16 protein-coding genes are annotated in these 23,481 nt (G+C 63.1%); 5 read left to right on the top strand and 11 right to left on the bottom strand.

Annotated features, from left to right (window positions below):
- Nucleotides 1–67 precede the first annotated feature (67 nt).
- Nucleotides 68–517, top strand: coding sequence for a TadE/TadG family type IV pilus assembly protein (locus tag BMX59_RS29675; protein WP_092249984.1), 450 nt, complete (start codon nt 68–70; stop codon nt 515–517).
- Nucleotides 514–3,240: a PAS domain-containing protein gene (locus BMX59_RS29670; RefSeq protein WP_093128501.1), complete on the top strand. Its 2,727-nt coding sequence runs from the start codon at nt 514–516 to the stop codon at nt 3,238–3,240. Before BMX59_RS29675 ends, BMX59_RS29670 begins: the two co-directional genes overlap by 4 nt.
- On the opposite strand, the gene BMX59_RS29665 is transcribed toward BMX59_RS29670, so the two are convergent.
- The 6 genes from BMX59_RS29665 to pbpC form a co-directional block, all read right to left on the bottom strand.
- A complete protein-coding gene (locus BMX59_RS29665) occupies nt 3,237–5,183 on the bottom strand; it encodes a pilus assembly protein TadG-related protein (protein WP_093128498.1) in 1,947 nt (648 codons plus the stop codon). The genes BMX59_RS29670 and BMX59_RS29665 overlap by 4 nt on opposite strands.
- 177 nt (nt 5,184–5,360) lie before the next feature.
- Nucleotides 5,361–5,918, bottom strand: coding sequence for a DUF4136 domain-containing protein (locus BMX59_RS29660; protein ID WP_071493017.1), 558 nt, complete (start codon nt 5,916–5,918; stop codon nt 5,361–5,363).
- A gap of 45 nt (nt 5,919–5,963) precedes the next feature.
- The gene (locus tag BMX59_RS29655) at nt 5,964–6,566 is read right to left on the bottom strand and encodes a DUF4136 domain-containing protein (RefSeq protein ID WP_093128495.1); all 603 of its coding nucleotides are present in this window, start codon (nt 6,564–6,566) and stop codon (nt 5,964–5,966) included.
- Nucleotides 6,567–6,590: 24 nt separating this feature from the next.
- On the bottom strand, nt 6,591–7,340 hold the full coding sequence (locus tag BMX59_RS29650; protein WP_093128492.1) for a methyltransferase: 750 nt from the start codon (nt 7,338–7,340) through the stop codon (nt 6,591–6,593).
- A complete protein-coding gene (locus BMX59_RS29645; protein ID WP_003188211.1) occupies nt 7,333–7,641 on the bottom strand; it encodes a MazG-like family protein in 309 nt (102 codons plus the stop codon). Before BMX59_RS29645 ends, BMX59_RS29650 begins: the two co-directional genes overlap by 8 nt.
- Nucleotides 7,642–7,724: 83 nt before the next feature.
- A complete protein-coding gene (gene pbpC, locus BMX59_RS29640; protein ID WP_092249969.1) occupies nt 7,725–10,055 on the bottom strand; it encodes a peptidoglycan glycosyltransferase PbpC in 2,331 nt (776 codons plus the stop codon).
- A 90-nt stretch (nt 10,056–10,145) separates the two neighbouring features.
- Between pbpC and BMX59_RS29635 the strand changes: the two genes are divergently transcribed.
- On the top strand, nt 10,146–10,439 hold the full coding sequence (locus tag BMX59_RS29635) for a hypothetical protein (protein WP_071491590.1): 294 nt from the start codon (nt 10,146–10,148) through the stop codon (nt 10,437–10,439).
- Nucleotides 10,440–10,568: 129 nt separating this feature from the next.
- On the opposite strand, the gene BMX59_RS29630 is transcribed toward BMX59_RS29635, so the two are convergent.
- Complete coding sequence (locus tag BMX59_RS29630; protein ID WP_093128488.1) at nt 10,569–15,467, bottom strand: alpha-2-macroglobulin family protein; 4,899 nt, start codon at nt 15,465–15,467, stop codon at nt 10,569–10,571.
- Nucleotides 15,468–15,765: 298 nt separating this feature from the next.
- Between BMX59_RS29630 and BMX59_RS29625 the strand changes: the two genes are divergently transcribed.
- Nucleotides 15,766–17,133 (top strand): MATE family efflux transporter, encoded by a 1,368-nt coding sequence (locus BMX59_RS29625; protein WP_093128486.1) that lies wholly within the window; start codon nt 15,766–15,768, stop codon nt 17,131–17,133.
- Between the two features lie 153 nt (nt 17,134–17,286).
- Here the strand turns inward: BMX59_RS29625 and speA are convergent, their stop codons facing one another.
- The 4 genes from speA to BMX59_RS29605 form a co-directional block, all read right to left on the bottom strand.
- Nucleotides 17,287–19,200, bottom strand: coding sequence for an arginine decarboxylase (gene speA / locus BMX59_RS29620; RefSeq protein ID WP_071491593.1), 1,914 nt, complete (start codon nt 19,198–19,200; stop codon nt 17,287–17,289).
- Between the two features lie 143 nt (nt 19,201–19,343).
- The gene (locus BMX59_RS29615; RefSeq protein WP_017849660.1) at nt 19,344–19,715 is read right to left on the bottom strand and encodes a translation initiation factor Sui1; all 372 of its coding nucleotides are present in this window, start codon (nt 19,713–19,715) and stop codon (nt 19,344–19,346) included.
- 173 nt (nt 19,716–19,888) lie between these two features.
- Nucleotides 19,889–20,425 (bottom strand): NUDIX hydrolase, encoded by a 537-nt coding sequence (locus BMX59_RS29610; protein WP_093128483.1) that lies wholly within the window; start codon nt 20,423–20,425, stop codon nt 19,889–19,891.
- A gap of 2 nt (nt 20,426–20,427) precedes the next feature.
- The gene (locus tag BMX59_RS29605; protein ID WP_371322043.1) at nt 20,428–21,405 is read right to left on the bottom strand and encodes a DUF2333 family protein; all 978 of its coding nucleotides are present in this window, start codon (nt 21,403–21,405) and stop codon (nt 20,428–20,430) included.
- Nucleotides 21,406–21,793: 388 nt separating this feature from the next.
- Here BMX59_RS29605 and BMX59_RS29600 point away from each other — a divergent pair, with 388 nt between their 5' ends.
- Complete coding sequence (locus BMX59_RS29600) at nt 21,794–23,464, top strand: response regulator (protein WP_093128480.1); 1,671 nt, start codon at nt 21,794–21,796, stop codon at nt 23,462–23,464.
- Nucleotides 23,465–23,481 lie beyond the last annotated feature (17 nt).

Below are 23,481 nucleotides of genomic sequence, written 5' to 3'. Positions count from 1 at the left end.
AAACATCCCTTTTCGCTGATTGATTCTATGCTGATATCAAGTAGTAGCCGTCAGGGTAGACGCAGTCATGAAAACAGGCCTGCCTGGAAAGCAAAAAGGTGCGGCGGCGATTGAGTTCGCCCTGGTCTTCACGATCTTTTTTGCCGTGTTCTACGGGTTGATCAGCTATAGCCTGCCGTTGCTGTTGATGCAGTCGTTCAACCAGGCGGCGGCGGAGGCCGTGCGCCAGGCCCTGTCGGTGGACCCGATAGCCGCCGGCACCGCTTACGGCACGCAGGTGACCGACCGTGCCAAAACCACTGTGATAGAGCAGTTGAAATGGATCCCGAGCAGTTTCCAGTTCTCCCCCAGTTACATCAGCAGTTCCTATAACGGCGCCACGACCACGCTGACCGTGGCAATCAACTACCCGACTACCAACCTCTATTCCGTGTTCCCGGCGCTGGTGCTGCCGGGGATCGGCACCGTCCCGAGCCTGCCGGCCAACCTGTCCGCCAGTTCGAGTCTGCAGTTTTGACGTCGGGGGACAAACTCTTCGGCCGCCTGCTCGGCCGCGTCAGCGCGCCGCCCCTCGATATGCCGGGCATGCCCATGCCAGGCCTGCAGGTGCAATTGGATGCTCAAGGCCACGTGCTGGGTATCCGCGGCACCCTGCGCTCACAGCTGGCGACCCACGCCATCGGCGAACGTCGGCCGCCACTGCGTGAGCTGCTGTGCGCCGACAGTGCCCTGGATATCGAAGGCAGCCCTGCCGACTGGCAACACCAGAACCTGGACCTGGACTTCCAGGGCGCAACCGGCCAGGTGCTGCACACTCGCGGCTGGATCGAACCCGACGGTGATGAATGGAGCCTGCGCCTGCAGGACGTGGGTGATTTACTGGCCGGCCGGCAACTGGCCCAGCACCGCGAACAGAACCATCAACTCGCCTGCCAGATGAGCGAGCAGTTGCGGGTGTGCAGCCTGACCCGCCTGCCCGAGGTGTTCAACGAGCACCTGCGCAGCCTGGCCCAGCGCTGGCACATCCCCTGCGTTGCCCTGGCCCTGCTCGATGACGAAGACCGGGGTTGGCGGATCTACAGCCAGTACGCCGCCCACGACGCCCCCGCCTTGTGGCAGGCCGGCCAACACCTGGGCATCAGCCTGGACAGCGTCAATGGCAACGTACCGTTGAGCCTGGCCCGGGAGCGCAGCGATAACCCGCGTCTGCACAGTATATTCGGCGATGCCGACGGTTTTCTGGTGCCTTACCGTGACAGTCAGGGCGTCGCCGCCTGGTTGCTCTGTGGCCCATACAACGGCCAGCAGCACACCAACGACCGCGACTGGCTGAATCTCACCGCCGCCCTCGCCGCCCCCCTGCTGAGCCGGCTGCGCGAGCAGCGCTATCACCAGCAGCTCGACCGCATGGAGGCGTTGCAGGGCCTGCTCGGCACCGGCTGGTGGGAGCTGCTGCCGGCCACCCACGAAATCCAGCTGGCCCCGCAGTTGCTGCACAGCCTCAGCCTGGAAGACGGTCCGACCCTACAACCTTTGAGCCAATGGCTGGAATTGATTCACCCCGCCGATCGCCAGGCCCTCGACAGCCGTCTGCACGACCTGCTGGCCCTGGGCAAACCCTTGCTGACCAGCGTGCGCCTGCAACGCACCGACGCCGAGCACCACCCGCTCTGGTATCGCGTGCAGGGCCAGGTGCTTGGCGTGGGTGACAGCCGCCGCTGGATCGGTTTCATGCTCGACATCAGCGACATCAAGAACCAGCAACTGCAAGCCGCCGCCGCCCATGCACGCCTGGACAACCTGATCGCCAGCTCACCGGCCGTGATCTATGTGCAGCGCTATGTCGACGGCGCCCTGCATCCGGCTTTTTTCAGCGACAGCCTGCTACCGCTGCTGGGCTGGACCTTGGCCGAGTGCAACCACGACAGCCTGGCGTCCTTGATCCACCCCGAAGACCGCGACCGGTACTTCGAGCGCAGCCGCCAGTTGCTGCGCGAAGGCAGCGTACGCAGTCGCTACCGCCTGCGCGACAAACAGGGCCACTACCACTGGCTGCTGGACGAGGCCAAGTTGCTGCGCGATGACTTGGGCCTGCCGGTGGAAGCTGTCGGCCTGTGGCTGGATGTCACCGAGGCGACCCTGGCCGCCGAACAGATCAAGCAGAGCGAAGAACGCTATCGCATCCTGGTCGAAGACTCCCCGGCAATGATCTGCCGCTATCGCCCCGACCTGACCCTGACCTTCGGCAACACACCGCTGGCCAATTACCTGGAATGCCCGCCCGCAGAGCTGCCAGGGCTGAACCTGGGCCACTGGATGTCGCAGGAACAGCGCCAGGCGTTTGTGCAGCGTATCGGCCAATTGAGCGCGGAATTCCCGGTCAGCACCGCCGAAATCAGCCTTGAACTGCCGGGGCGCGAACACGCCTGGTGGGTCTGGTCGGACCGTGGCGTGTTCGATGAACAGGGTACGCTGGTGGAGGTGCAGGCGGTGGGCCGTGACAACACCGAAGTGCGCCGCTCCCAGCAGCAACTGACGCAAAGCGCCAAGATGGCCACCCTGGGCGAAATGGCCACCGGTCTGGCCCATGAAATCAACCAGCCGCTGAACGTGATGCGCATGGCCGTCGTCAATGTGCTCAAGCGCCTGGGCAACGGCGATGCGCAGATCGACTACCTCACCGAAAAACTCCAACGCATCGACACCCAGGTGCAGCGCGCCACGCGGGTGGTGGACCATATGCGGGTGTTCGGCCGCCGCTCGGAAATCGAACAGCAACCCTTCGACCCGTCACAGGCCGTGGAAGGCACGCTGTCACTGCTCGGCGAGAGCCTGCGCGGCAAGGGCGTTGAGCTGCGGATCACCCCGGCGGACGTCCAGGTCCAGGTCAAAGGCTATGTCGATCAGCTTGAACAGGTGTTGATCAACCTGATGGTCAATGCCCGTGACGCGCTGTTGAGCAAACGGGGAAAACACCCCGAATTTCGTCCCTGGATCGCAGTGCATTGCGAACAGGACAGCCGCCATGTGCGGATCTGGGTGGAAGACAACGGCGGCGGGATTGACCCACGGTTGCTGGAGCGGATTTTCGAGCCGTTCTTTACCACCAAGCCGATCGGCGTGGGCACGGGGCTCGGGTTGTCGGTGAGCTACGGCATTGTGGAAAACATGGGCGGACGCTTGAGCGTCGCCAATGGCGAGCACGGCGCGAAGTTTTGTGTGGAGCTGCCGATCAGCTAGATCACCAGATAGGCGCGGCCCATGTGGCAACTGAGGTTGGCGCCGACTTCGGCGTTGCCGAGGTTGACGCCCAGCGCTGCGAGCAACGTATTGACGATAGGGTCGAGGATCGGCGCCAGGACGTTCTGGACCAGGCTGACCACCGAGCTGACGATGGTCGCCAGTGCACCGGTGACTGTACTGTTCGGCGTAGCGGGCGTGCTCCCCGTAGGTGGGACATAGGTGACCTGCAGGCCGTTCAAGGTAGCGCCCAGGCTGTTAACGATATTGGCGGTGCCGGGTGGGCTTTTGTAGATCGTCGCCGCATTGACGTCATTCACCGGCGAAAACAACACCGTATTGGTTTGCGCCCCCACGGTGGACAACGCCCTCAGGTTCAAGCCACCGCCAACGCCGGCCGTGCGAGGCCCGCACACCAGAGTCAGCAGGCAAAAGCGTTGGCCAAAGTCGATCAGCCGCACCGGCTGCACATTGACAGGCGCAGACGATGAAAACGCCGACACAGGGTCAACATAGCCGACGCCCAGGGTAGCGAGTGACGTGGTGGCCTGCACCGTCAACGACTTGGTGGCCGGTGTGGCGCAACTGAAGTCTGTCACGTGGCTCTCCGCGCTGGCCGCCTCGATATAGATGGATAAGGTCGTGGTGATATCCACATCAGCCACATTGCACCCGACTATGCACACGACACCGGCCACCACATCGAGCAGGTTCAGGTTCAGCAAACCGCCGACCACCTTCGACACAGGCGTCGCCAGCCCGGTCAGTATCGATGAAACCCCCGAGACCACCTTGATGATCGGCGCATCGATGGTGACCAACGTGCGTACCTGGGCAGTTCGTACAAAAATCTGGTCCGTCGGCGGATTATTCAAAAGCCCAGCCTTGGCCTTGGCCGGATTGCCAAACGCAGACAGTTGCGGCGGCTCGATGACTTTGGTCTGGACCGAGACGGTGCCAACCAGAGGAATATTCACCTGCGCTGCCGCACCGACCGCACTTTTGCTACTGGATAGCTGCGCCACGGTCTCCAGCAACTGAAACAGCTGCACACTGGTATTCAAGGCAGCCGCTGGTGTACCGGTAGCGACCTTCAACAGATCGCCCACCTTCAAAAGCTGGGTATTCGGGGCAATGGCTTTCACTGAAATGACATCGTTGATCACCGCCGTGGCGACCGCGCCGTTTTTTTGCAGGACCTTCACCGCTGCGTCGAGCAACTGGCTGGCGGATACGGCGGTGCTCAGCAACGCGTCGTAGTCCCCCGCCTTGACGTTCAATTGAACCGCCAACTGGTCCAGGTAACCGAGCAGGTTCACGTTCGTCGTCAGCAAGCCATTCCAGCCCGCAGCAGTCAGGGACAGGCTGCCGCCCAGCAGATTGCCGATGACCATGTTCAATAGCGGGGAGTTGCCGGAGTTCACAGAGGACAGGCTGCTGCGAATCGTCAGTTGCGCCACCGGCGGTGCATAGGCGGCCACGGCGGTGGCACTCAGCGTCATCTGGGTGGAGACCGGCGCACCACTGAACATGCCCCACAGCCCACTGGCGATGCTGGTGATTACGCTGCGCGTGGCGACCACGCGCACGGCATCGCTTTTGGTGGCGTCGGCAGTGAATACACGGACATTGCCGGCATTGGTGGTCAAGGTGCCGCAGGTGACGGCCAGGCCACGGCTGCTGTCGCCAGCGACCACGCTGAAACCGTTGCGTGTGGCGTTCTGCACGGCGTAGTCATTGGCGGTGGTGGCGGGTGTGCACAGGCCGCCACGGCTGGCGGCTTCCAGCGCGGCGCTGTCGGCGACGGACTGCAGCTTGCGCTTTTCCAGATAGAGACGGCCGCTGTCTACCGCCAGCAGCATGAAGACCATGGCCAGGGCCAGGGTAGCTGCCGCCATCAGGCCAATCGCACCACGCTGCCTGTAACCAAGTCGGGGAGACATCAGGCACTCCTTAGCGCTTACTCTCCGTAGATGGTTTTGAGTGTAGACAAGGGCTGGCCCGTTGCCATAAATCGGTTTGAGGGGGGGGGTTGAGGGGGCTGCTTCGCAGCCCAACGCAGGGCAAGCCTGCTCTCCACAGCAAGCCCGCCTGCCACAGCGAGCCTGCGCCCGCAGAGGTTAGTGAGGGGGGTAGCTGGAGAGGACGCGGGTGACGGTGGTGCGGATGGCTTTGTCACGGTCCTGAGGGTTGGGCGAGGTGGCCATCATCTGTTCGTCGCTGCCGCGCCAGACCAGTTTGCCGTCCTTGCCATCGAGCAGGTCGATCTGGATGGTCGCCACTTTGTAGGTGATGTTCCGCGTTTCGTTGTACATCGGCGCGCCCCAATAGCCATTCCACGGGCCGCCCCAGGCGCCGCCGTAGTTGGTGGTGACCTGCTGCTGGCGGTCTTCGACGATCAGGTAGGCCTGCACGTTCAGGTCAGCCCTGGTGCCCGGCGCCGCAGGGCGCAGGCCGCGCTGGTCGAGTTGTTCACCCACGGCCTGGCGGATGCGTTGTTCAGTGAGGTCGCTCTTGATGCGCGGGTCATCCGGGCGGTATTGCAGGGCCGGGTCTTTCCAGGCCCAACTTCGGTAGGCACCGAAGTCCCGGCTGGCGTCAAAGTCGTGGTTGACCTGGCTGGTCTGGCAACCGCCTAGCAGCACAACAAAAGCGAGCGTAGCGATACGACGAAACATGGTTGTTCTCCAAAGAGCGACCCGCGCCAAAGATGAGAATAGCGGTTAACTGGGAGGATACGCCGTCATTGCCTTCTGCACCGCCTGGCGCAAGGCATCCGCCCGTTCACTGAGGCTTCCCTGGCTGCCCGTCTCTGCGCTGGCGCTCCACACCGGCTGACCGGTGCGGGCATCGAACAGGTTGACGCGCACCACCACGACCTGGACTTCATAAGTGCGCACGATCGGCACCGAGTTGTACATGCCATAACCGTTGCCGTAGCGGTTATAGCCGCCATAACCGTAGCCGTAGTCATCCTGGACTTGCTTGAGACGCTTCTCCAGGCGCACGTCGGCGCTGACGAAAAGGTCCGCCGGGCGGTTGTCATGCAAGGGACGCAGGCCGCGCTGGTCGAGGGCGCCGCTGACCGCTTCGGCGATCTGCGCCGAATCGGCCCAGGCAGTGCCCGCCGGCAGCTGGCCGTTGCGCCAGGCCCAATTGCGGTAGGCGCCGTAATCACGCACTGGCGCCGGGTAGGCACTGGTATCAAAGGTGTGGGCGGCCTGGGGCGGTGCCGGTGGGATCGGCGCCGACGCGGCAACATAAGGGTTGGGGCTTGAGCAGGCGCCCAACCCCAGGGACAACAGGATCAAACAGAGACGACGCATTTCGACCTCCCCAGACTGGCCCGCCTAAACCGGACGGCAGATCCAGTGCAAATAACGCCCAAGTCCGGCAAAGCTTGGGTGACGACGGTGAGCGAGTTCCATCTCTACAAGGTCCTGCAAATCCGCACGGGCCTGGAATTCCACCGGCATATAGTCGTGGAACACCCGCACGCCACTTTGGCTTTCGACCTGCCAAAAGCCTTCGAGTTGCGCCGCCAATTCTCGTGGGTCCAGCGGTTGTTGCGGCGTGAGGCTCTGCTTTTCGCCGGCCATGTCATTCTTGCGCATTTTGCGGAAGTGGCCTTTGAGCAGGTTGCGATAGATCAGCGCATCACGGTTGTAGAACGCCAGGGATAGCCACCCACCCGGCGCCGCGAGTTGGTGCAGTACCGGCAGGATTGCATGGGGCTCGGCCAGCCATTCCAGCACGGCATGGCACAGCACCAGGTCGTAGGGTTCGGTGAGCTGGCCGAGCAGGTCTTGCCAGGGCGCATGGATAAACGTCGCGGTCTGCCCCGCCTCGGCGAAACGTTGGCGGGCGCCTTCGAGCATCGGTTCGGCGGGTTCGGCCAGGGTCACCTGATGCCCTTGCTCAGCCAGCCACAACGACATATGGCCCAGGCCCGCGCCAATATCCAGCACACGCAGCGGGCGCCTTGGCAAGGCTTCGGTGAGGTCGGCCTGGAGCACCGCCAGGCGGATCGCGCCTTTGGCACCGCCGTAGATTTTCTCGGCGAAGCGCGTGGCCAACTGGTCGAAATGACGGTCACTCATGGGCAAACCGCCGTTCGCTGTCGGCCAGTTTGGCGCGCACCACTTCGTTCATGTCCAGGCCCAGCTCACTGCACAGCAACAGCAGGTACAGCACGATATCGCCGACTTCCTGCCCGGCATGGGCGAGTTTGTCGGCCGGCAGCTGGCGCGACTGGTCTTCGGTCAGCCATTGGAAGATCTCCACCAGCTCGGCCATTTCCACGCTGGCGGCCATGGCCAGGTTTTTGGGGCTGTGGAACTGCTTCCAGTCGTTGGTATCGCGGATGCGGTGCAGGCGTTCGGTGAGGTGTTCGAGGTTCATGTGGCAGGCTCCTGAAGGTGGATAGCTTCGGGGGGAATGGCCTTCAAGGCAAGTGAACCTTTGGGCTTGCCCTCGATAGCGATCTAATCAACGACGCTGAACTCGACGCGCGCGGTCTGCCCGGCTTCGTCGAGGACACTGAGTTGATAGCGCCCCAGTTGCTCAAAACTGGCATTGATAAAGTCCTGGTTGGCACTGTCGCCCAGGGGCGCGCCGTTAAGGAACCACCAACGCCGGCCGCTGCCGCCCAACGCAGAGAGTTTGAGGCGCAGCGCCTGTTGGCTGGCGGCGGGCAGGCGCAGTTGGTCACCTTCACGCACGCCAACGATGGATAAAGGTGAAGAGGCGGCCAGCGCCGGTGGCGGGCAATCGGGGTCGGCCGCGGGAATGCGCGCTTCGCGGCGTTCGGCCCTGGGCAGCCAAGGCTCCAGGGGCGCGGGCCACAGGGCGATGCTCCTGGGCTCGGCACCGGGGCAACGGGCGTCCACCCGCAAGCCCTTGGCATTGACCCACACACTTTCCATCAAACCCACGCTCAACGGTTGGTCCAACGCCTGCAAAGTGGGTGGCGTGGTGTTGTCCAGGGTCCAGGCAAAGCGCTGGCGGCGGCAGTTGGGATCGCTGCGGTTCATCGGCTGGCCCAGCGGCCAACAGATCGCGGCCACACCGACATTCGCCGGCACCGGCTTGACCGGTGCAGTGATACCGCGCTGGCTGTCGCGGTTGGTCAGCACATCGTGCACCTGCAACATCAGCGGTGCGGCCGAAGCCAGGCCGAACTGGCCCGGCACCGGCGTACCATCCGGGCGGCCGATCCACACGCCGATCAGGTAACGCGGCCCCACACCGATCGCCCAGGCATCGCGAAAGCCGTAGCTGGTGCCGGTCTTCCAGGCCAGCACCGGGCGCTGCACCAACTCGGCACGCGGGTCGCGGTCGGGTCGCGCCTGGCCGCTGAGGATGCGCCGCACAATCCAGGCGGCCCCTGGCGACAATAATGGCCGTTCCCTGAGCGTATCGTCCGGCTGCAAGCGAAGGGTGGCGCTTTTGCCGTCCCGGGCGAAGGCGCTGTAACCACTCACCAGGTCTTCCAGGCGGCTGCCCGCCCCCCCCAGGATCAGCGCCAGGTTCGGCTCGGCCAATGCCGGCAATGCCAGCGGCACGCCGCCGATGCGCATTTCGGCGGCGAACCGCTTCGGCCCATAGGCTTCCAGCAACTGTACCGCCGGGAGGTTGAGCGAGCTGGACAGCGCCGTACTCGCCGGCACTGCGCCGGTGAAGCCCATGGAGAAGTTGCCCGGTCGGTAATCGCCATATCGTCGGGGCACGTCCTGCAGCAGTGATTCGGAGTGGATCAGCCCATCGTCCAACGCCATGCCGTACAAAAACGGCTTTAACGTGGAGCCCGGCGAACGCAGGGCACTGATCATGTCCACATGGCCGAAGCGCTTGGCGTCGTTGATATCCACCGAACCGAGGTAGGCCCGCACGGCCATGGTTTCCTCCTCCACCACCAGGATCGCGGCGGAGGTGTGCTCCGGCAAACGCGCGCGCCAGCCCAACAGCAGGTCTTCGAGGCGACGTTGCAAGGTGGCGTCCAGGGTGGTGCGGATCAGCGACGGGCTGTCGGGGCGGTTCAGGCGCCGTGCGAGCAAGGGCGCCAGGCTCGGTTCCAGGCGCGGCGCGAGCAACAGCGGTTCTTCCAGGGCCTCATCGACGGCGGCTTGCGGCCACACCTGGAATTCGGCGAGGCGGCGCAGCACTTTGTCGCGGGCGTCCTGGGCGCGTTGGGGGTGGCGGTCCGGACGCAAGCGGCTGGGCGCCTGGGGCAGCACGGCGAGCAAGGCGGCTTCGGCGTGGGTCAGCTGTGACGGCGACTTGCCCAAGTACGCCCAACTGGCGGCGGCCACGCCCTGCAACGTACCGCCAAACGGGGCGCGATTCAGGTAGAGGTTGAGGATTTCTTCCTTGGACAGGTGCCATTCCAGCTGTGCCGTGCGCCACAACTGACGCAATTTGCCGTGGAAAGTGCGCGAATGCGGATCCAGCAAGCGCGCCACCTGCATCGACAAGGTGCTGCCGCCCGACACCACCCGCGCGCCGGTCAGGTTCTGCCAGGTCGCCCGCACCAGCGCCAGCGGATTCACGCCGGGGTGCTGGTAGAACCAACGGTCCTCATAGGTGAGCAGCGCATCCAGGTAATACGGCGACACCTCGCGGGTCTGCACGGGGTAGCGCCACACACCGTTGGCATCGGCAAACCGCCACAACGGCGTGCCATCCTCGGCCAGCACCACCCGCGCCAGGTCATCCTTGGGCAAGGGCAACGGCCAGATGCGGTCGGCCAGCCAGAGCAGGGCGATCACCAACAAAAGGCTGGCCAGGGTCCAGCGGGCAACTAAACGCAAACTCAAACGGGCAAACCTCTATGCTGGTAGGGAACTAGCCTGTTGCAATAACAACCAAAGGCACAGATACGCCCACCTTCTCATCAGGACACACACATGCAGGTAGAAAGCTTTTTCGAATGGTTGGGCCAGGCGCTCGGTTCGGTCATCCGTTTTATCGTCGACGGGCTCAGCGGCCTGTTTGGTGCGCTGACCCATGCCGGTGGCAACTTCATCGATGGCCTGTCCCGCACCTTGGGCATGGATACCTCGATCATCAGCATCCTCACCCTGATCATCGGCCTGATGCTGCTGTACTCGGCGGTGCGCGCCTTCATGCGGGCGTCGATCATCATGGGGATTATCTGGTTGCTGCTGGGCCTGTGGCTTCTGAGCTGGGTCGTCCACTGACCCCAAAACACCGCAAATCACCTGTGGGAGGGGGCTTGCCCCCGATAGCGGTGGGTCAGCTACAGATAAGCTGACTGATCCACCGCCATCGGGGGCAAGCCCCCTCCCACATTGAGGCCCCGTTTTACATTAACGCCCCTTGATCACCAGATCGGTCGGCGTCTCCCCCACCGCCTGCCAGTTCGGCCGGTACATCGACTCCACCTGCGGCGGCGGCACACGATAAGTCCCCGGCGTCACCGCCCGCGCCAGGTACAGCAGGTGCGTGGTACCGGAACCGTCCAGGTTGATCGCTGCCACATAGCGGTCGTCACGGAACTCCTGATGCTTGAGCGAGGCGTTCTGCATCGACTCACGCCATTCCTTCACCTGGCTGCTGGCGTTTTCCAGGCTGGCGGCGCTTTGCGCCAGGTTCTGGTTTTCCAGTTCCAGGCCGGCCGGCAGCAAATCTACCACCAGGGCATCCGGCACACGCTGCTTGGCGCTGACCGCCAGGTGCACCAGGACCAGCTCACCGCTGTTGAGGTTGCGCAGGTTCAGCGGCTGGCCGTTCATGCCCAGGTATTCGCGGCGGATGCTCAGGTTGTCGCCGCCGGCAGCCGGGGGCACCTGTGGATAACCCGAGATCGTCAATTGCTGGTACACCGGCGTCTCGCCCTGATTGCTCAAGGTCAGATCGCTGGACAGCAGCTTGCCTTCCAGCTCCAGCGTCGATTGCTGATTGTTCAACTCCTGCACGCCGCCACTGCCAGTGAGCGACACCTGCCAGTTCGCATCCGGCCTGGCAAACCCGAGGCGCCCCGCCAGGAACAGCGAGTTGCGCTCCTGGGTCGACAGATACGGGCTGGCCGCCAGTTGATCCGACAGCGTAAACAAACGCTCCTCACGCTTGCCCTTGGCCAGGTCGTTCTCTTCCAGCAAGGCCAGGATCATAGCCTGGTCGCGCAATGGGCTGCCGTAGTCGGCCAGCCACTCATTGGCGTTACGCTGCGTCGCCAGCCCAGCGAGCAAGGCCTGGTCCGCACGCGGCTGGTCGCCCATCTTCTGCAGCGCGATAGCCAACTGCACCAGCGGCAAACCGGAGCGCGCATCGCTGCGTCGATCGAAGATACTGCGCAGCGCCCCCAACGGCGCCTGCTGACTGCGCGCCAGCACCATGCCAGCGTAGGCCTGTACGGCAAAGCGCGTATGGTCGGCGTTATCGCTGTAGTCGACGTCGATCAGGTTGCGTTCCTGCACGTAGCGCAGCAGGCGCTCGCTGGCTTTCTTCAACGCTTCAGGCGGCACGGCAAAACCCTGGTCGCGGGCACGCAGCAGGAAGTCGGTGACGTAGGCCGTCAGCCAGTATTCTTCTTCGCCATCGGCGCCCCACAACCCGAAGCTGCCGTTGTAGCGCTGCATGCCCAGCAGGCGCTCGATGCCCAACTCGATCTTGCGTTTACGCTCACTGTCCGACTCACCCTTGATCGACAGGCGCTTGAGCAGCGCATCGTCGGCATACAGCGACGGGTACAGGCCGCTCGCGGTCTGTTCCAGGCAACCATAGGGGTAGGCCTTGAGTGCGCTGATCTGAGCACCCAGGTTCAGCGGCGGCCGGCTCGACAGGCTCAACAGTGCCTGGCGCCCCGATGAATCGAACTGATCGAGCGTGCCCGCCGGCAGGCTCCACGGCTGATCCTTGAGCACCGCGCGGTAATGCTTGAGCAGTGCCGGGTACGCCGGGCGCACGCCCAATGTCCATTCGCGAGTGAACGGCGGCAGGTTTTCACCCGGCAAGTCCAGCCCGTTCACGGTGACCTTGACCTTGCCCTGCCCCAAACCACCCCAGGCCTTCACCGGGATGCGCAGGGTGGTGCGCTGGCCTTGTTTCAACTCGACGGTCTGCGCGCCAGCGTTGACCAACTCCAACTGCCCTTCGGCGCTCAGTTGCACATCCAGCTTCTGGGCCTTGCCCGACAGGTTGGACAGGTCCAGCGCCAAGGTGGTCTGGTCACCACCGGCCAGGAAACGCGGCGCCGACAGCTCGGCAATCAAAGGCGCGGCGATCACCGTCTTGGCTTCGGCCATGCCGTAGCGGTCGTCGCTCCAGGCCTGGGCCATCAGGCGCAGTTCGCCGTTGAAGTCCGGGATATTGACGCTGACTTCGCCCTCGCCCTGCTCGTTCAGGGTCACCGGCGCACTTTGCAGGGCGACGATGGTCACGCTGGTGTCCGGGCGCTTGCCGCCCTTGGCCAGCGCGGCGTCACCGCCGAATGCCAGGCTGGCCAAGCGCCCCTGCCCGGCTTCGATCAACTGGCCGTAGATGTCGAACTGGTCCACGCCATAAGCCTTGCGGCCGAACAGGCTGGAGTAAGGGTCCGGCGTCGGGTATTCGGTAATGTTCAAGATGCCCACGTCCACCGCTGCCACCAGCACGTGCACCTGTTTCGGCACGCTGCCATCGGCGTTTTTCGCAGCGACTTTCACCGTCAGCGGCTGTTTGGGACGCATTTTTTCCGGCGCGGCCAGGGTCACGCCGAGTTTACGCTGGGTGCGATCCAACGGCAGGTGCAGCAGGCCCACGGCACGTTTGGGCGTGATGTTGGCTTTGCGCTCGCCAGGGCGAATCACCAGGGCACTGACGTACAGGTCATGGCGCGACCACTTCGGGTCGAGCTTCACGGCGAAGCTTTTGCCCTCGGCCGGTACATCGATTTCCTGCCACCACAGCGGCCCTTCGGCGGACTCCACCAGCAGGTAGCCTTTGCCGGCAGCGGGCGGGGTGACGGTGACGTTGGCGGTATCGCCGTCGCCATAGGCCGGTTTGTCCAGCGCCAGCTTGACCTGGTCGGGGCGTACGGCGCCGCCTTCGGTGTTGTCCTGGGCCTGGTAGCCGGCCCAGAAGCGCAAGCTGCTGACCAGGCCGGTCTGCGGGTCTTCCACTTCGACGCGGTACGGGCCCCACTCCACCTGGAAGCTGACCTTGGCCGTATCGCCGGCCTTGATGTTCAGGGTCTGCTCGTCGAGGTTGAGGAATTTCTCGTTGAAGTGGTAGCTCCAGCCGTCGTTCTCGGAGTAGTTCCAGTAGTAGTCACGGCGCTCGCGCACCAGGCGCACCTTGAGGTTCTGCGCGGCGAGCTTCTGCCCGTCCTGGTTGGCCAGCAGCACTTCGAATTCCGCCGGGCCATCGCCATTGGTTTCCTTGCCGTCAAACAAGCCGCGCAGGCCCGGCAGTTGCTCGGCCGGCCAGATCGGCTGTACCAGGCGCCGAGTGATCGGCCGCCCGCCCGACTCGTGCAGGCTGGCTTGCACGATCAGTTGCAGCGGCGACTTGGCCTCGGCCCACTTGCTTTCCAGGGTCAACGCTTCCTGGCCCTTGGCATCGAGCACGCTTTCGTCCAGTTCGAAATCCCGGCTCAGCTCTTCTTCGGTGACAGAGCCGAACTGATAGCCCGGCAGCGACTTGACCGCTTCGCGCAACGGCCGCACATAAACCTGCCCGCTGACCCGGTTGCCCGATGCCGGCGCACCGTAGAGATAGCGCCCGGTGACTTGAATCACCGGGTTATCCGCCGGGCTCAATGCGGTATCGCTGCCCTTGAGTTCCAGCGCCAGGCGCTCGGGCAGGAAGTCTTCGACGAGAAATTCATACAGCTGCGGCTTGCCGTCGCCCAGGTCGAACACCAGCTGCCAGCGCCCGGTTGGCGCTTCGCCAGCCAATTGCAGTTGATATTGATAGAGACCGGAGGCGTCGGCATCCCACACGAATTTGCGGCTCACCTGCTCATCCGGGCGACGCACTTCGACGCTCACCGGTTGCGGTTTGACGGCATTGCCATCCTTGTCGCGCAGCAGGGCGTTGAGCAGCACGGTTTCGCCGGGGCGATACAGGTCACGCGGGCCAAAGACGAAAAACTGCAAGGGGTGGGACGGTTGCCCGCCGATATCGAACTCGGCCAGGTCCAATGCGGCACTGTCCAGGCGCAGCATGCTGGTCTGCTCGCCCTGCTTGGCCAGCAACACCTGGGCCTTTTTCGGCAACGGCAACTCGGCGTGGCCGCCCTTCTCGGTCTTGCCCTGGCCGACCACACGCCCCTCGGCGTCGAGCACCTCGAGGTCTACACCGTCCAGCGCCTTGCCGCCATCCAACGCCTGGGTGAACACATCCAGGCGATTGGCATAGCGGTGCACCGACAGGCCGATATCGCTCAAGGTAAACAACGTGGCCGGTTGGGAATAGTTGTAGGTGCCGGAGGCGCGCATCACCGCCAGGTACACGCCCGGCTGCTGCAGTTGCTTGAGGCCGGCGATCGGCAGCAACAGGGTTTCGCGGGTGTTGCGCGCCGGGTTCAGGTCGAAACGGCCGCCGTAGACCAGGTCGGCCAGTGGCAGCAGTTCGCGGGACTCATAGCTCTGCAGGCTGGTGTTGCGCCCCCACTGCGCGAGAAAAGTCGGCAGGGATTCGGGCTTGATGCGGAAGAATTCGACGTCGATCTTGTCGACGTTCAGCGCGATCACCGGCAACCCTTCAGCCAGACGCGTCGGCAGCAAGGTGCCACGGCTGGCGAAGCCGACGGTGGCTTGCAGGTCGCGGGTTTCCAGGCGGGCGCTGTACTCGGCGGCGAGTGTATTGCCGTTGACCGCCTTCACCCCGGCATCCACCGTGAGCACCAGTTTGCGCTGTGGCTCCAGGTGACGCAGGCGCAATTCCATGAGGTTGTCGGAGATTTCCCAGGCGCCATCGACCTTGCCGGACTTGCTGTCCACCAGGTGGAGTTTGTCGGCGAACTTCTGATCGGGATCCAGCGGAATGGAAAAGCTCACGGACAGGGTGCTGGCCCCATCGAGCTGCACTTCGGACACATCCACCACACTCAACTCACGGCCGGCATAACGCTGCTTCAGCGCCGCCACGTCCACCGCCGCCTTGGCCGGTTTGGGTGCAACCGTCGCCGCTGCTGGAGCGGTCGGGGCAGCCGGTTTATCGGAGGAATCGCAGGCGCTCAGCAGGGCCAGCGCACAAGCAAGGAACAGTCCTTTGTTAAGCATGGGGCACTCGTTGTGAGAGGGGTCCGAGGGGTGAACTATATATCAGCCCGCAGGGGGCCGATGTGGTGCTGGTCACATTGACCGACGGAGGGTGGTTTGGTTCTTGAAGGAACGCGAACGGAGCCAAATCCCACAAACGCTGGAGATCCAAATGTGAGAGGGGGCTTGCCCCCGATGGCAGTATGTCAGCCGATACATTTCCAGCTGACAGACCGCTATCGGGGGCAAGCCACCTCCCACATTGGTTCTGCAGTGAGATTAAGGGCCCGTTACAATGCCGCTCCCCCAAGGAGCCCCCATGCCCACCCTACTCACCGACTGGCGCCACCGCCCTACCCACCGCCGCGTCTGGGCCCTGGCCGCGCCGATGATCCTGTCGAATATCTCGGTGCCCCTCGTGGCCCTGGTCGACAGCATGGTCATCGGCCACCTGCCCCACGCCCATCAACTGGGGGCGGTGGCGGTCGGCGCCAGTCTGTATACCTTCCTGGCCTGGGCCATGGGTTTCCTGCGCATGGGCTCAACCGGTTTTGCCGCACAGGCCGCCGGGCGCAACGATGGGGCCGCGCTGCGACAAATCCTCCTGCAGGGCCTGCTACTGGCGTTGGGGTTGGCCATGCTGCTGGGCACTGTGGGTATTCCGTTCAGCCATCTGGCATTGGAATGGATGCAACCCTCCGCCGAACTCAATCAACTGACCCAGGACTTTTTCCACACGCGCCTGTTCGGCCTGCCTGCCGCCCTCGCCAGCTACGCACTGGTCGGCTGGTTCCTCGGCACGCAGAACGCACGCGCGCCCTTGGCGATCCTGCTGACCACCAACCTGGTCAACATCGCGCTGAACCTGTGGTTTGTGCTGGGCCTGGATTGGGGGGTGGTCGGTTCGGCGCGGGCGTCCGTGATTGCCGAATGGACCGGCGCCTTGCTGGGCCTGGCGATGACGCAAAAAGCCCTGCGCGCCTACCCCGGCCATATCGCGTGGGCGGCGCTGAAACAGTGGGAAAGCTGGCGCCCGCTGCTGGCGGTGAACCGCGACATCTTCATCCGCAGCCTTGCGCTGCAATCGGTGTTTTTCATGATCACGGTGCAAGGTGCACGCCTGGGCGATGCCACCGTGGCGGCCAATGCACTGCTGCTCAACGGCCTGTTGTTGACAGCCCATGCGCTGGACGGCTTGGCCCATGCGGTGGAAGCCTTGTGCGGCCACGCCATCGGCGCCCACGACCGCCAGGCCATGCGACGTTCACTGGTCGTCGCTGGCGGTTGGTCGCTGATTGCCAGCGTCGGCTTTGCCCTGCTGTTCACGGTCTGCGGCCACCTGTTTATCGCCATGCAAACCGATATCCCCAGCGTGCGCGAAACGGCAGATATCTACCTGCCCTACCTGGCCGTATTGCCCTTGATTGCGGTGTGGAGCTATTTGCTCGACGGCTTGTTTATTGGTGCGACACGGGCGCGGGAAATGCGCAATGGGATGCTGTTGACCGTGGTTTCAGTGCTACCGGTTGCCTGGGCATTGCAGGGCCTGGGCAACCACGGGCTGTGGATTACCTTCCTGGTGTTCATGTCGGTGCGCAGTCTGTTGCTTTGGGTCATCGCCAGGCGAATCAATCGGGCGAATGGATGGTTCGACCCTCGTTTGGCACCGCGGTCATATTGGCCGTAACGCAACGAACTCAGATACGCAATCTGGCGCCGGGACAAGCTATTGACCTGTCCCATCCGGCGAGGTGACATAGCTCAAATGAAGACCCGTACTCGGCGCTCAAGCCCCACAGCAGGGTAGGGGCGAATGTGCTCGCTCCTACCCTCTCATAGCTTACGACGAAAGATACGACGACCGCGTCAGCCCTAACCGTAGTGCATCCAGGAACTGCGTGCGCTCACTGGCGCTGATCTTCGCGCTCGCACACTTGTCACGGTAGTGCGTCATCAACTCCTCCGGCGACAAGTGCACATAGCGCAGCATGTCTTCGATGGTGTCGTGGGTCTCGATACCGGCGCTGTACACCGAACCGTCTTCACGCTGGTAGATGTTCACCGAATCGGTGTCACCGAACAGGTTGTGCATGTCGCCGAGAATTTCCTGGTAAGCGCCTACCAGGAAGATCCCCAGCAAGTAGTCCTCACCTTCGTTCAAGCCATGAACCGGCAGGCTGGTCTCGATGCTCTGCTCATCGACGTACTGCTTGATCTTGCCGTCGGAGTCGCAGGTCAGGTCTTGCAGTACGGCGCGACGCAGCGGCTCTTCGTCAAGGCGGTGCAGCGGCAGGATCGGCAATACCTGGCCGATGGCCCAGGTGTCCGGCAGGCTCTGGAACACCGAGAAGTTGCAGATGTACTTGTCGGCCAATTTGTCGTTGAGCTCATCCAGCACCTGGCGGTGCGAGCGCTGGCGGGCCTTGAGCGAGTTGTGCAGGCGGCGGCACACGGCGAAGTAGCACTGCTCGGCCAGGGCTTTTTCGGCCAGGGTCAGCTTGCCGTCGGCGTACTGCGTGGCCACGTCGCTCATGTAGTGGGTGGCGCGCCAGTAGGTTTCGGTGACCATCTCGATGTCGGTCGGACCGAGCAGGTCCACCAGCCATTGCACGGTTTCCGGCAGGGCTTCCTTGTTTTCGATGGTCGGGATTTCGTCGTTGTGTTTCTCGACGTCAGTGACCTGCACCACCAGCATGGCGTGGTGGGCGGTCAGGGAACGGCCGCTTTCGGAGAAAATATTCGGGTGCGGCAGGCTCTGCGCGTCGCAGAATTCCTTGAGCATGCCCACGACCACGCCGGCATAGTCATCCATGTCGTAGTTGATCGAACTGGCGTTACGCGAGTGCGTGCCGTCGTAGTCCACGCCCAGGCCGCCGCCCACGTCGATGTGGTCCACCGGCAGGCCGAGGTTGCGCAGCTCGCCGTAGTAACGGATGGCTTCCTTGAAACCGTGCTGGTAGTCGGCCAGGTTGGCGATCTGCGAGCCCATATGGAAGTGCAACAGGCGGATGCCCTGGTCCAGGCCGGCCGCACGGAAGCGCTCGACCACGGACAGCAGTTGCGCCGCCGACAGACCGAATTTGGATTTCTCGCCACCGGTGTCCGCCCACTTGCTCGACGCCAGGGAAGACAAACGCACACGCAGGCCAACCTGTGGCTTGACCTTGAGGCTGGCGGCTTCTTCGATCACCAGCTCAACTTCGGATTCTTTCTCGATCACGATGAACACGTTGTGGCCGAGCTTCTGGCCCATCAGCGCGAGGCGGATGAATTCGCGGTCCTTGTAACCGTTGCAGACGATGGTGCCGCCCTTCGGCGCCAGGGCCAGCACGGCCAGCAGCTCGGGCTTGGAGCCGGCTTCCAGGCCGATGGACACGTTCTGGGTGGCGATGATGTTCTCGATCACCGCTTCCTGCTGGTTCACCTTGATCGGGTACAGCGCGGTGTACTTGCTCTGGTATTCCAGGCGTTCGATGTTCGAATCGAAAGCGCCGGTCAGTTGGCGTACACGGTCTTGCAGGATGTCGGGGAAGCGCACCAGCAACGGCAACGACAGGCCGCTCTTGCGCAGCTCGTCGACTTGCTCGTACAGGTCGACGGGCGTGCTGTTCGGGCCGTTCGGACGAACTTCAACGCGACCGGCTTCATTGATCGCGAAATACCCGGCCCCCCAATGGCGGATCCCGTAAACGCTGCGGCTGTCCGCAACTGTCCATTGGCTGCCATCGTCTTTGCGTGTGCGTCGTACGGACATCGAAGTCCCCTATAAATGAAGGCGAAAGCGCCGCCTCTGGTTGAGGCTGGCGCAGTCTAAAGAATGAAAATGACGATTTGCCTGCGTGCAAGGTAGGACCCCGCGCGCAGGACAGAGTTTAGACACAGGTCGGGAAGAGGCTTTCAGCCGCCGGACTTCTTGGCCTTGTACCCGAGCTTGATCAGCTCGGCCAACAGCAACTCGACGTGATCGCCCTGGATCTCGATAACGCCGTCTTTCAACGCGCCACCGGTGCCACAGCGCTTTTTCAGCGTGGTGGCGAGCTCCTTCAGCGCGTCTTCGGCCAGCGGCACGCCGGTGATGGTGGTCACCGTCTTGCCGCCACGGCCTTTGCTCTCGCGTCGCACGCGGGCAATGCCGTCGCCTTCGGGAATCAGGGTCTGTTTGCAGGTGCAAGCGTCCACGGGCTGACGACAGTCCGGGCAGTGTCGACCTGCGTCGGTGGAAAATACCAGGCCACCAAGGGCGGCGAAGGATGCGGCTTTTTTGGCCACCGGCAATCCTCTTGGGAGGATGAAGACTGATCGATCAGACTGACCGACCGCGAAGCCCCACTCAGGCAGGGGCAGCGCTACCGAGCCGCCAAGGCGGTTCGGGTGAAAAGTCGCGCAGTGTAACCACAAAAAGCCGACTTGCTAAGAGCCAAATGGCGCCAATTTATGCAACTTTAGCGACGTGAGGCCAGATAGCGGCGCAAGCCTTCCTGGGCGTCCGGGCAGTACGGCTTTTGCTCAGCCTCCTGCAGGACGGTGTCGATAGGTAAAAAGCGCGCTTCCATGACCTCTTCCGGCTGCAGGCGCAGCGGCCCGTCCCACACGGCTGAGTAGGATTTGCACCAGAGCCGGCTATCGCCATCTTCGAAGTAGAAGTGGTCATGTTCGACCAACGCCACCCCACTGACCCCAAGCTCTTCTTCCAGCTCACGGGCTGCCGACGCGGCATAGGACTCACCCGCCGCCACCATCCCGCCTGCCGCCGTGTCCCAGTAACCGGGATACAGGGCTTTGCTCAAGGTGCGCCGATGCACACACAACTCACCGGCGCTATTGAAAAGAAAGATAAAGGTGCAACGGCCGATCAGGCCGCGCTGGCGCAGGTCGGACCTGACAAGGTCGCCGAGCAGGTTGTCATGCTCATCGACCCAGCAGATCAGTTCAGCGTCGGAAGCCGCACGGTGGGCGGCCTCCTTTTGAGTAGCGTCCATCATCAACCCTGGTTGAGGAGCTGACGCAAGTCGATCACTGCAGCGTTTGCCCGGGAAATGTAATTGGCCATCACCAGCGAATGGTTCGCCAGTACGCCGAAGCCACTGCCATTAAGAATCATAGGACTCCACACCGGTTCCTGCGAGGCTTCCAGCTCACGAATGATCTGGCGCACGCTGACGGTGGCGTTTTTCTTGGCCAGTACGTCGGCAAAGTCCACTTCGATGGCGCGCAACAGGTGGGACAAGGCCCAGGCCTGGCCACGGGCTTCGTAGAACACGTTGTCGATCTGCATCCATGGAGTTTCCACCACTTCTTCATCGACCTGCGGCACTTCACCCGGCGCCAACGCTTCGGTTTTCAGCGCAGTGTTCAGCTTCACGCGGCCCACACTGGCCGACAGGCGCTGCGACAGCGAGCCCAGGCGGGTGGCGACATCGCCCAGCCAGTTGTTCAGGTTGTCGGCCCGCGCATAGAACAACGCGCCTTTCTGGTTAGGGTCGGACAGGCGCGCTTCATAGCGGCTCAGGGAGTTGATGCCTTCCTGGTATTCGGACTCGCTGGATGGCAGCACCCAGCTCTTGTTATCGAAGTTGAAGCGCGGCTCGGCCTTGGCCAAGTCGGCGTCTTCGGCCGACTGCGACTGCGAGCGGGCGAAATCCTTACGCAGGGCGCGGGTCAGGTCGCGCACCTGCACCAGCACGCCGTATTCCCAGCTCGGCATGTTGTCCATCCACAGGCCTGGCGGGAAGCGGTCGTTGGAAATGTAGCCACCCGGCTTGTTCAGCAAGGTGCCAACCACCGTCTTGAGGGTTTCGACGGTGGTAAAGCCCACCACCATCTGCTTGCCGTCTTTTTCGGCGGCAATCTGCGCGTTCTGCTGGACCGGGAACAGCGCCGGCTCTTCGCTCCAGTACCAGCCCAAGGCGCCTGTGACCAACAGGTACAGGCCGAGCACACTGAGCACGGCACGGCTCATCAGCAGGGTACGAAAATAGCTGCGGTTGGCCGACTTGGGCTCAGGGGCGGGGCCTTTGGCGCTGCCTGCACGGTTTTTCCAGTCCAGCATGGCGATATCCTTTCAATCACTTGAGTTCATGCACTTGAATTGATGGCGTGCGTTCAAACACTCCGACCACAACCCTACCCCATCGTGCCCGCCCGTGCGGGGCTTTTCGCCAAACTGGCGCACAGAGGGTGTTCGACTATAAAGAATGCACGCTTTTTACGCCGCGCGACCAGCGGGTCAGCAACTGAATACTCCGCACGCACAGTTTATTGACGTATGACACTCATCCCACGGGAAAGAGGTGCTAGCATAGAGCCATCAGTCGACCTCAGCATGCACCCTCACTAGTAGTCAGGATATGACCGAGCCAGAAGACCCCAGCCGTGAGCGCCTCAAGCAGCATTTTGCCCAGCGGGTAATTCATCAGGCACGTCAAATTCTTGAGATCTGGCAGCGCCTGCAACGCAGCGAGTGGTCCGGCACCGACCTTTCCGAACTCAGCGAGGCCAATCTGCGCCTGCTGCGCTTTGCCGAACGCTTCGAACAGCCGGAACACAGCCAGTTGGCGCAGCACATCGGCGAATCCCTCAAGGCCGTGGACGAAAACCGCGGGCGCCTGAGCAGCCAACTGATCACCGAACTCAACCGCCTGATGCAACGCCTGTCCCGCACCGGGCTGCGCCAGGGCGACCAGCTTGAGCAAACCTTCCTGCCGCCGATGCGCAAGCCGATCTACGTGATGCTGGCTGATCACGACCGTGCCGAGCGCCTGGCCAAGCAGTTGGAGTTCTTTGGCATGAGCGCCCAGTCCCTGGACAGTGTCGCGGCGTTTCGCGCGTCGATGGCCGAGCGCCTGCCGTCGGCGATTGTGATGGACGTGGACTTCTGCGGTGCCGGCCTTGGCCTCAAGCTCGCCGCCGAAGCCCAGGAAGGCCTGGAGCAGAAGCTGCCACTGCTGTTTTTCAGCCTGCACGAAACCGACACCCCGACCCGCCTCGCCGCCGTGCGCGCCGGAGGCCAGGAATTCCTCACCGGTACGCTGGAAGCCTCCAGCTTGCTGGAAAAGATCGAAGTGCTGACCTGCGTCGCCCAGTACGAGCCGTATAAAGTGCTGATCATCGACGACTCGCGGGCCCAGGCGCTGCACACCGAACGGCTGCTCAACAGCGCCGGTATCGTCACCCGTACCTTGATCGAGCCGATCCAGGCAATGGCCGAGTTGGCGGACTTCCAGCCCGACCTGATCATCCTCGACATGTATATGCCCGCCTGTACCGGCACCGAACTGGCCAAGGTCATCCGCCATAACGACCGTTACGTCAGCGTGCCAATCATTTACCTGTCGGCCGAAGACGACCTGGACAAGCAACTGGACGCCATGAGCGAAGGCGGCGATGACTTCCTCACCAAGCCGATCAAGCCGCGCCACCTGATCACCACCGTGCGCAACCGTGCGGCGCGGGCGCGCAACCTCAAGGCGCGGATGGTGCGCGACAGCCTGACCGGCCTGTACAACCACACCCATATCCTGCAACTGCTCGAAGACTGCAGCTTCCGCGCACGCCGCGAGAACAAGCCGCTGAGCTTCGCCATGCTCGACATCGACCACTTCAAGCGGGTCAACGACAGCCACGGCCACCCCATGGGCGACCGCGTGATCAAGAGCCTGGCGCTGTTTCTCAAGCAGCGCCTGCGCAAGACCGACTACATCGGGCGCTACGGCGGTGAAGAATTCGCCATTGTGATGCCTGACACCGATTTGGAAGCCGCCTGCAAAGTATTGGATGAAATCCGTGGGCGCTTTGCCGAAATCCATTACCCGGCCCAACCCCAGGATTTGTGGTGCACCTTCAGCGCCGGGGTGGTGGAGCTGTGCGACGGCTCCGACAGCCTGATGATGGCCGCCCAGGCCGACGAGGCGCTGTACCGCGCCAAAGACGCCGGACGCAATCGCGTACAACCCGCACGCGCATCAAAGCAAAGTGCCATCTTTTCACCGGAATCCACTGAATCCGTCATAACGCTGTAATGGAAACGCAATAACTT

Origin of the sequence: Pseudomonas sp. NFR09 (assembly GCF_900111535.1) — a bacterium.
In the GTDB taxonomy this organism is placed as follows: domain Bacteria; phylum Pseudomonadota; class Gammaproteobacteria; order Pseudomonadales; family Pseudomonadaceae; genus Aquipseudomonas; species Aquipseudomonas extremorientalis.
This window is presented reverse-complemented; position numbering and strand designations above follow the sequence as displayed.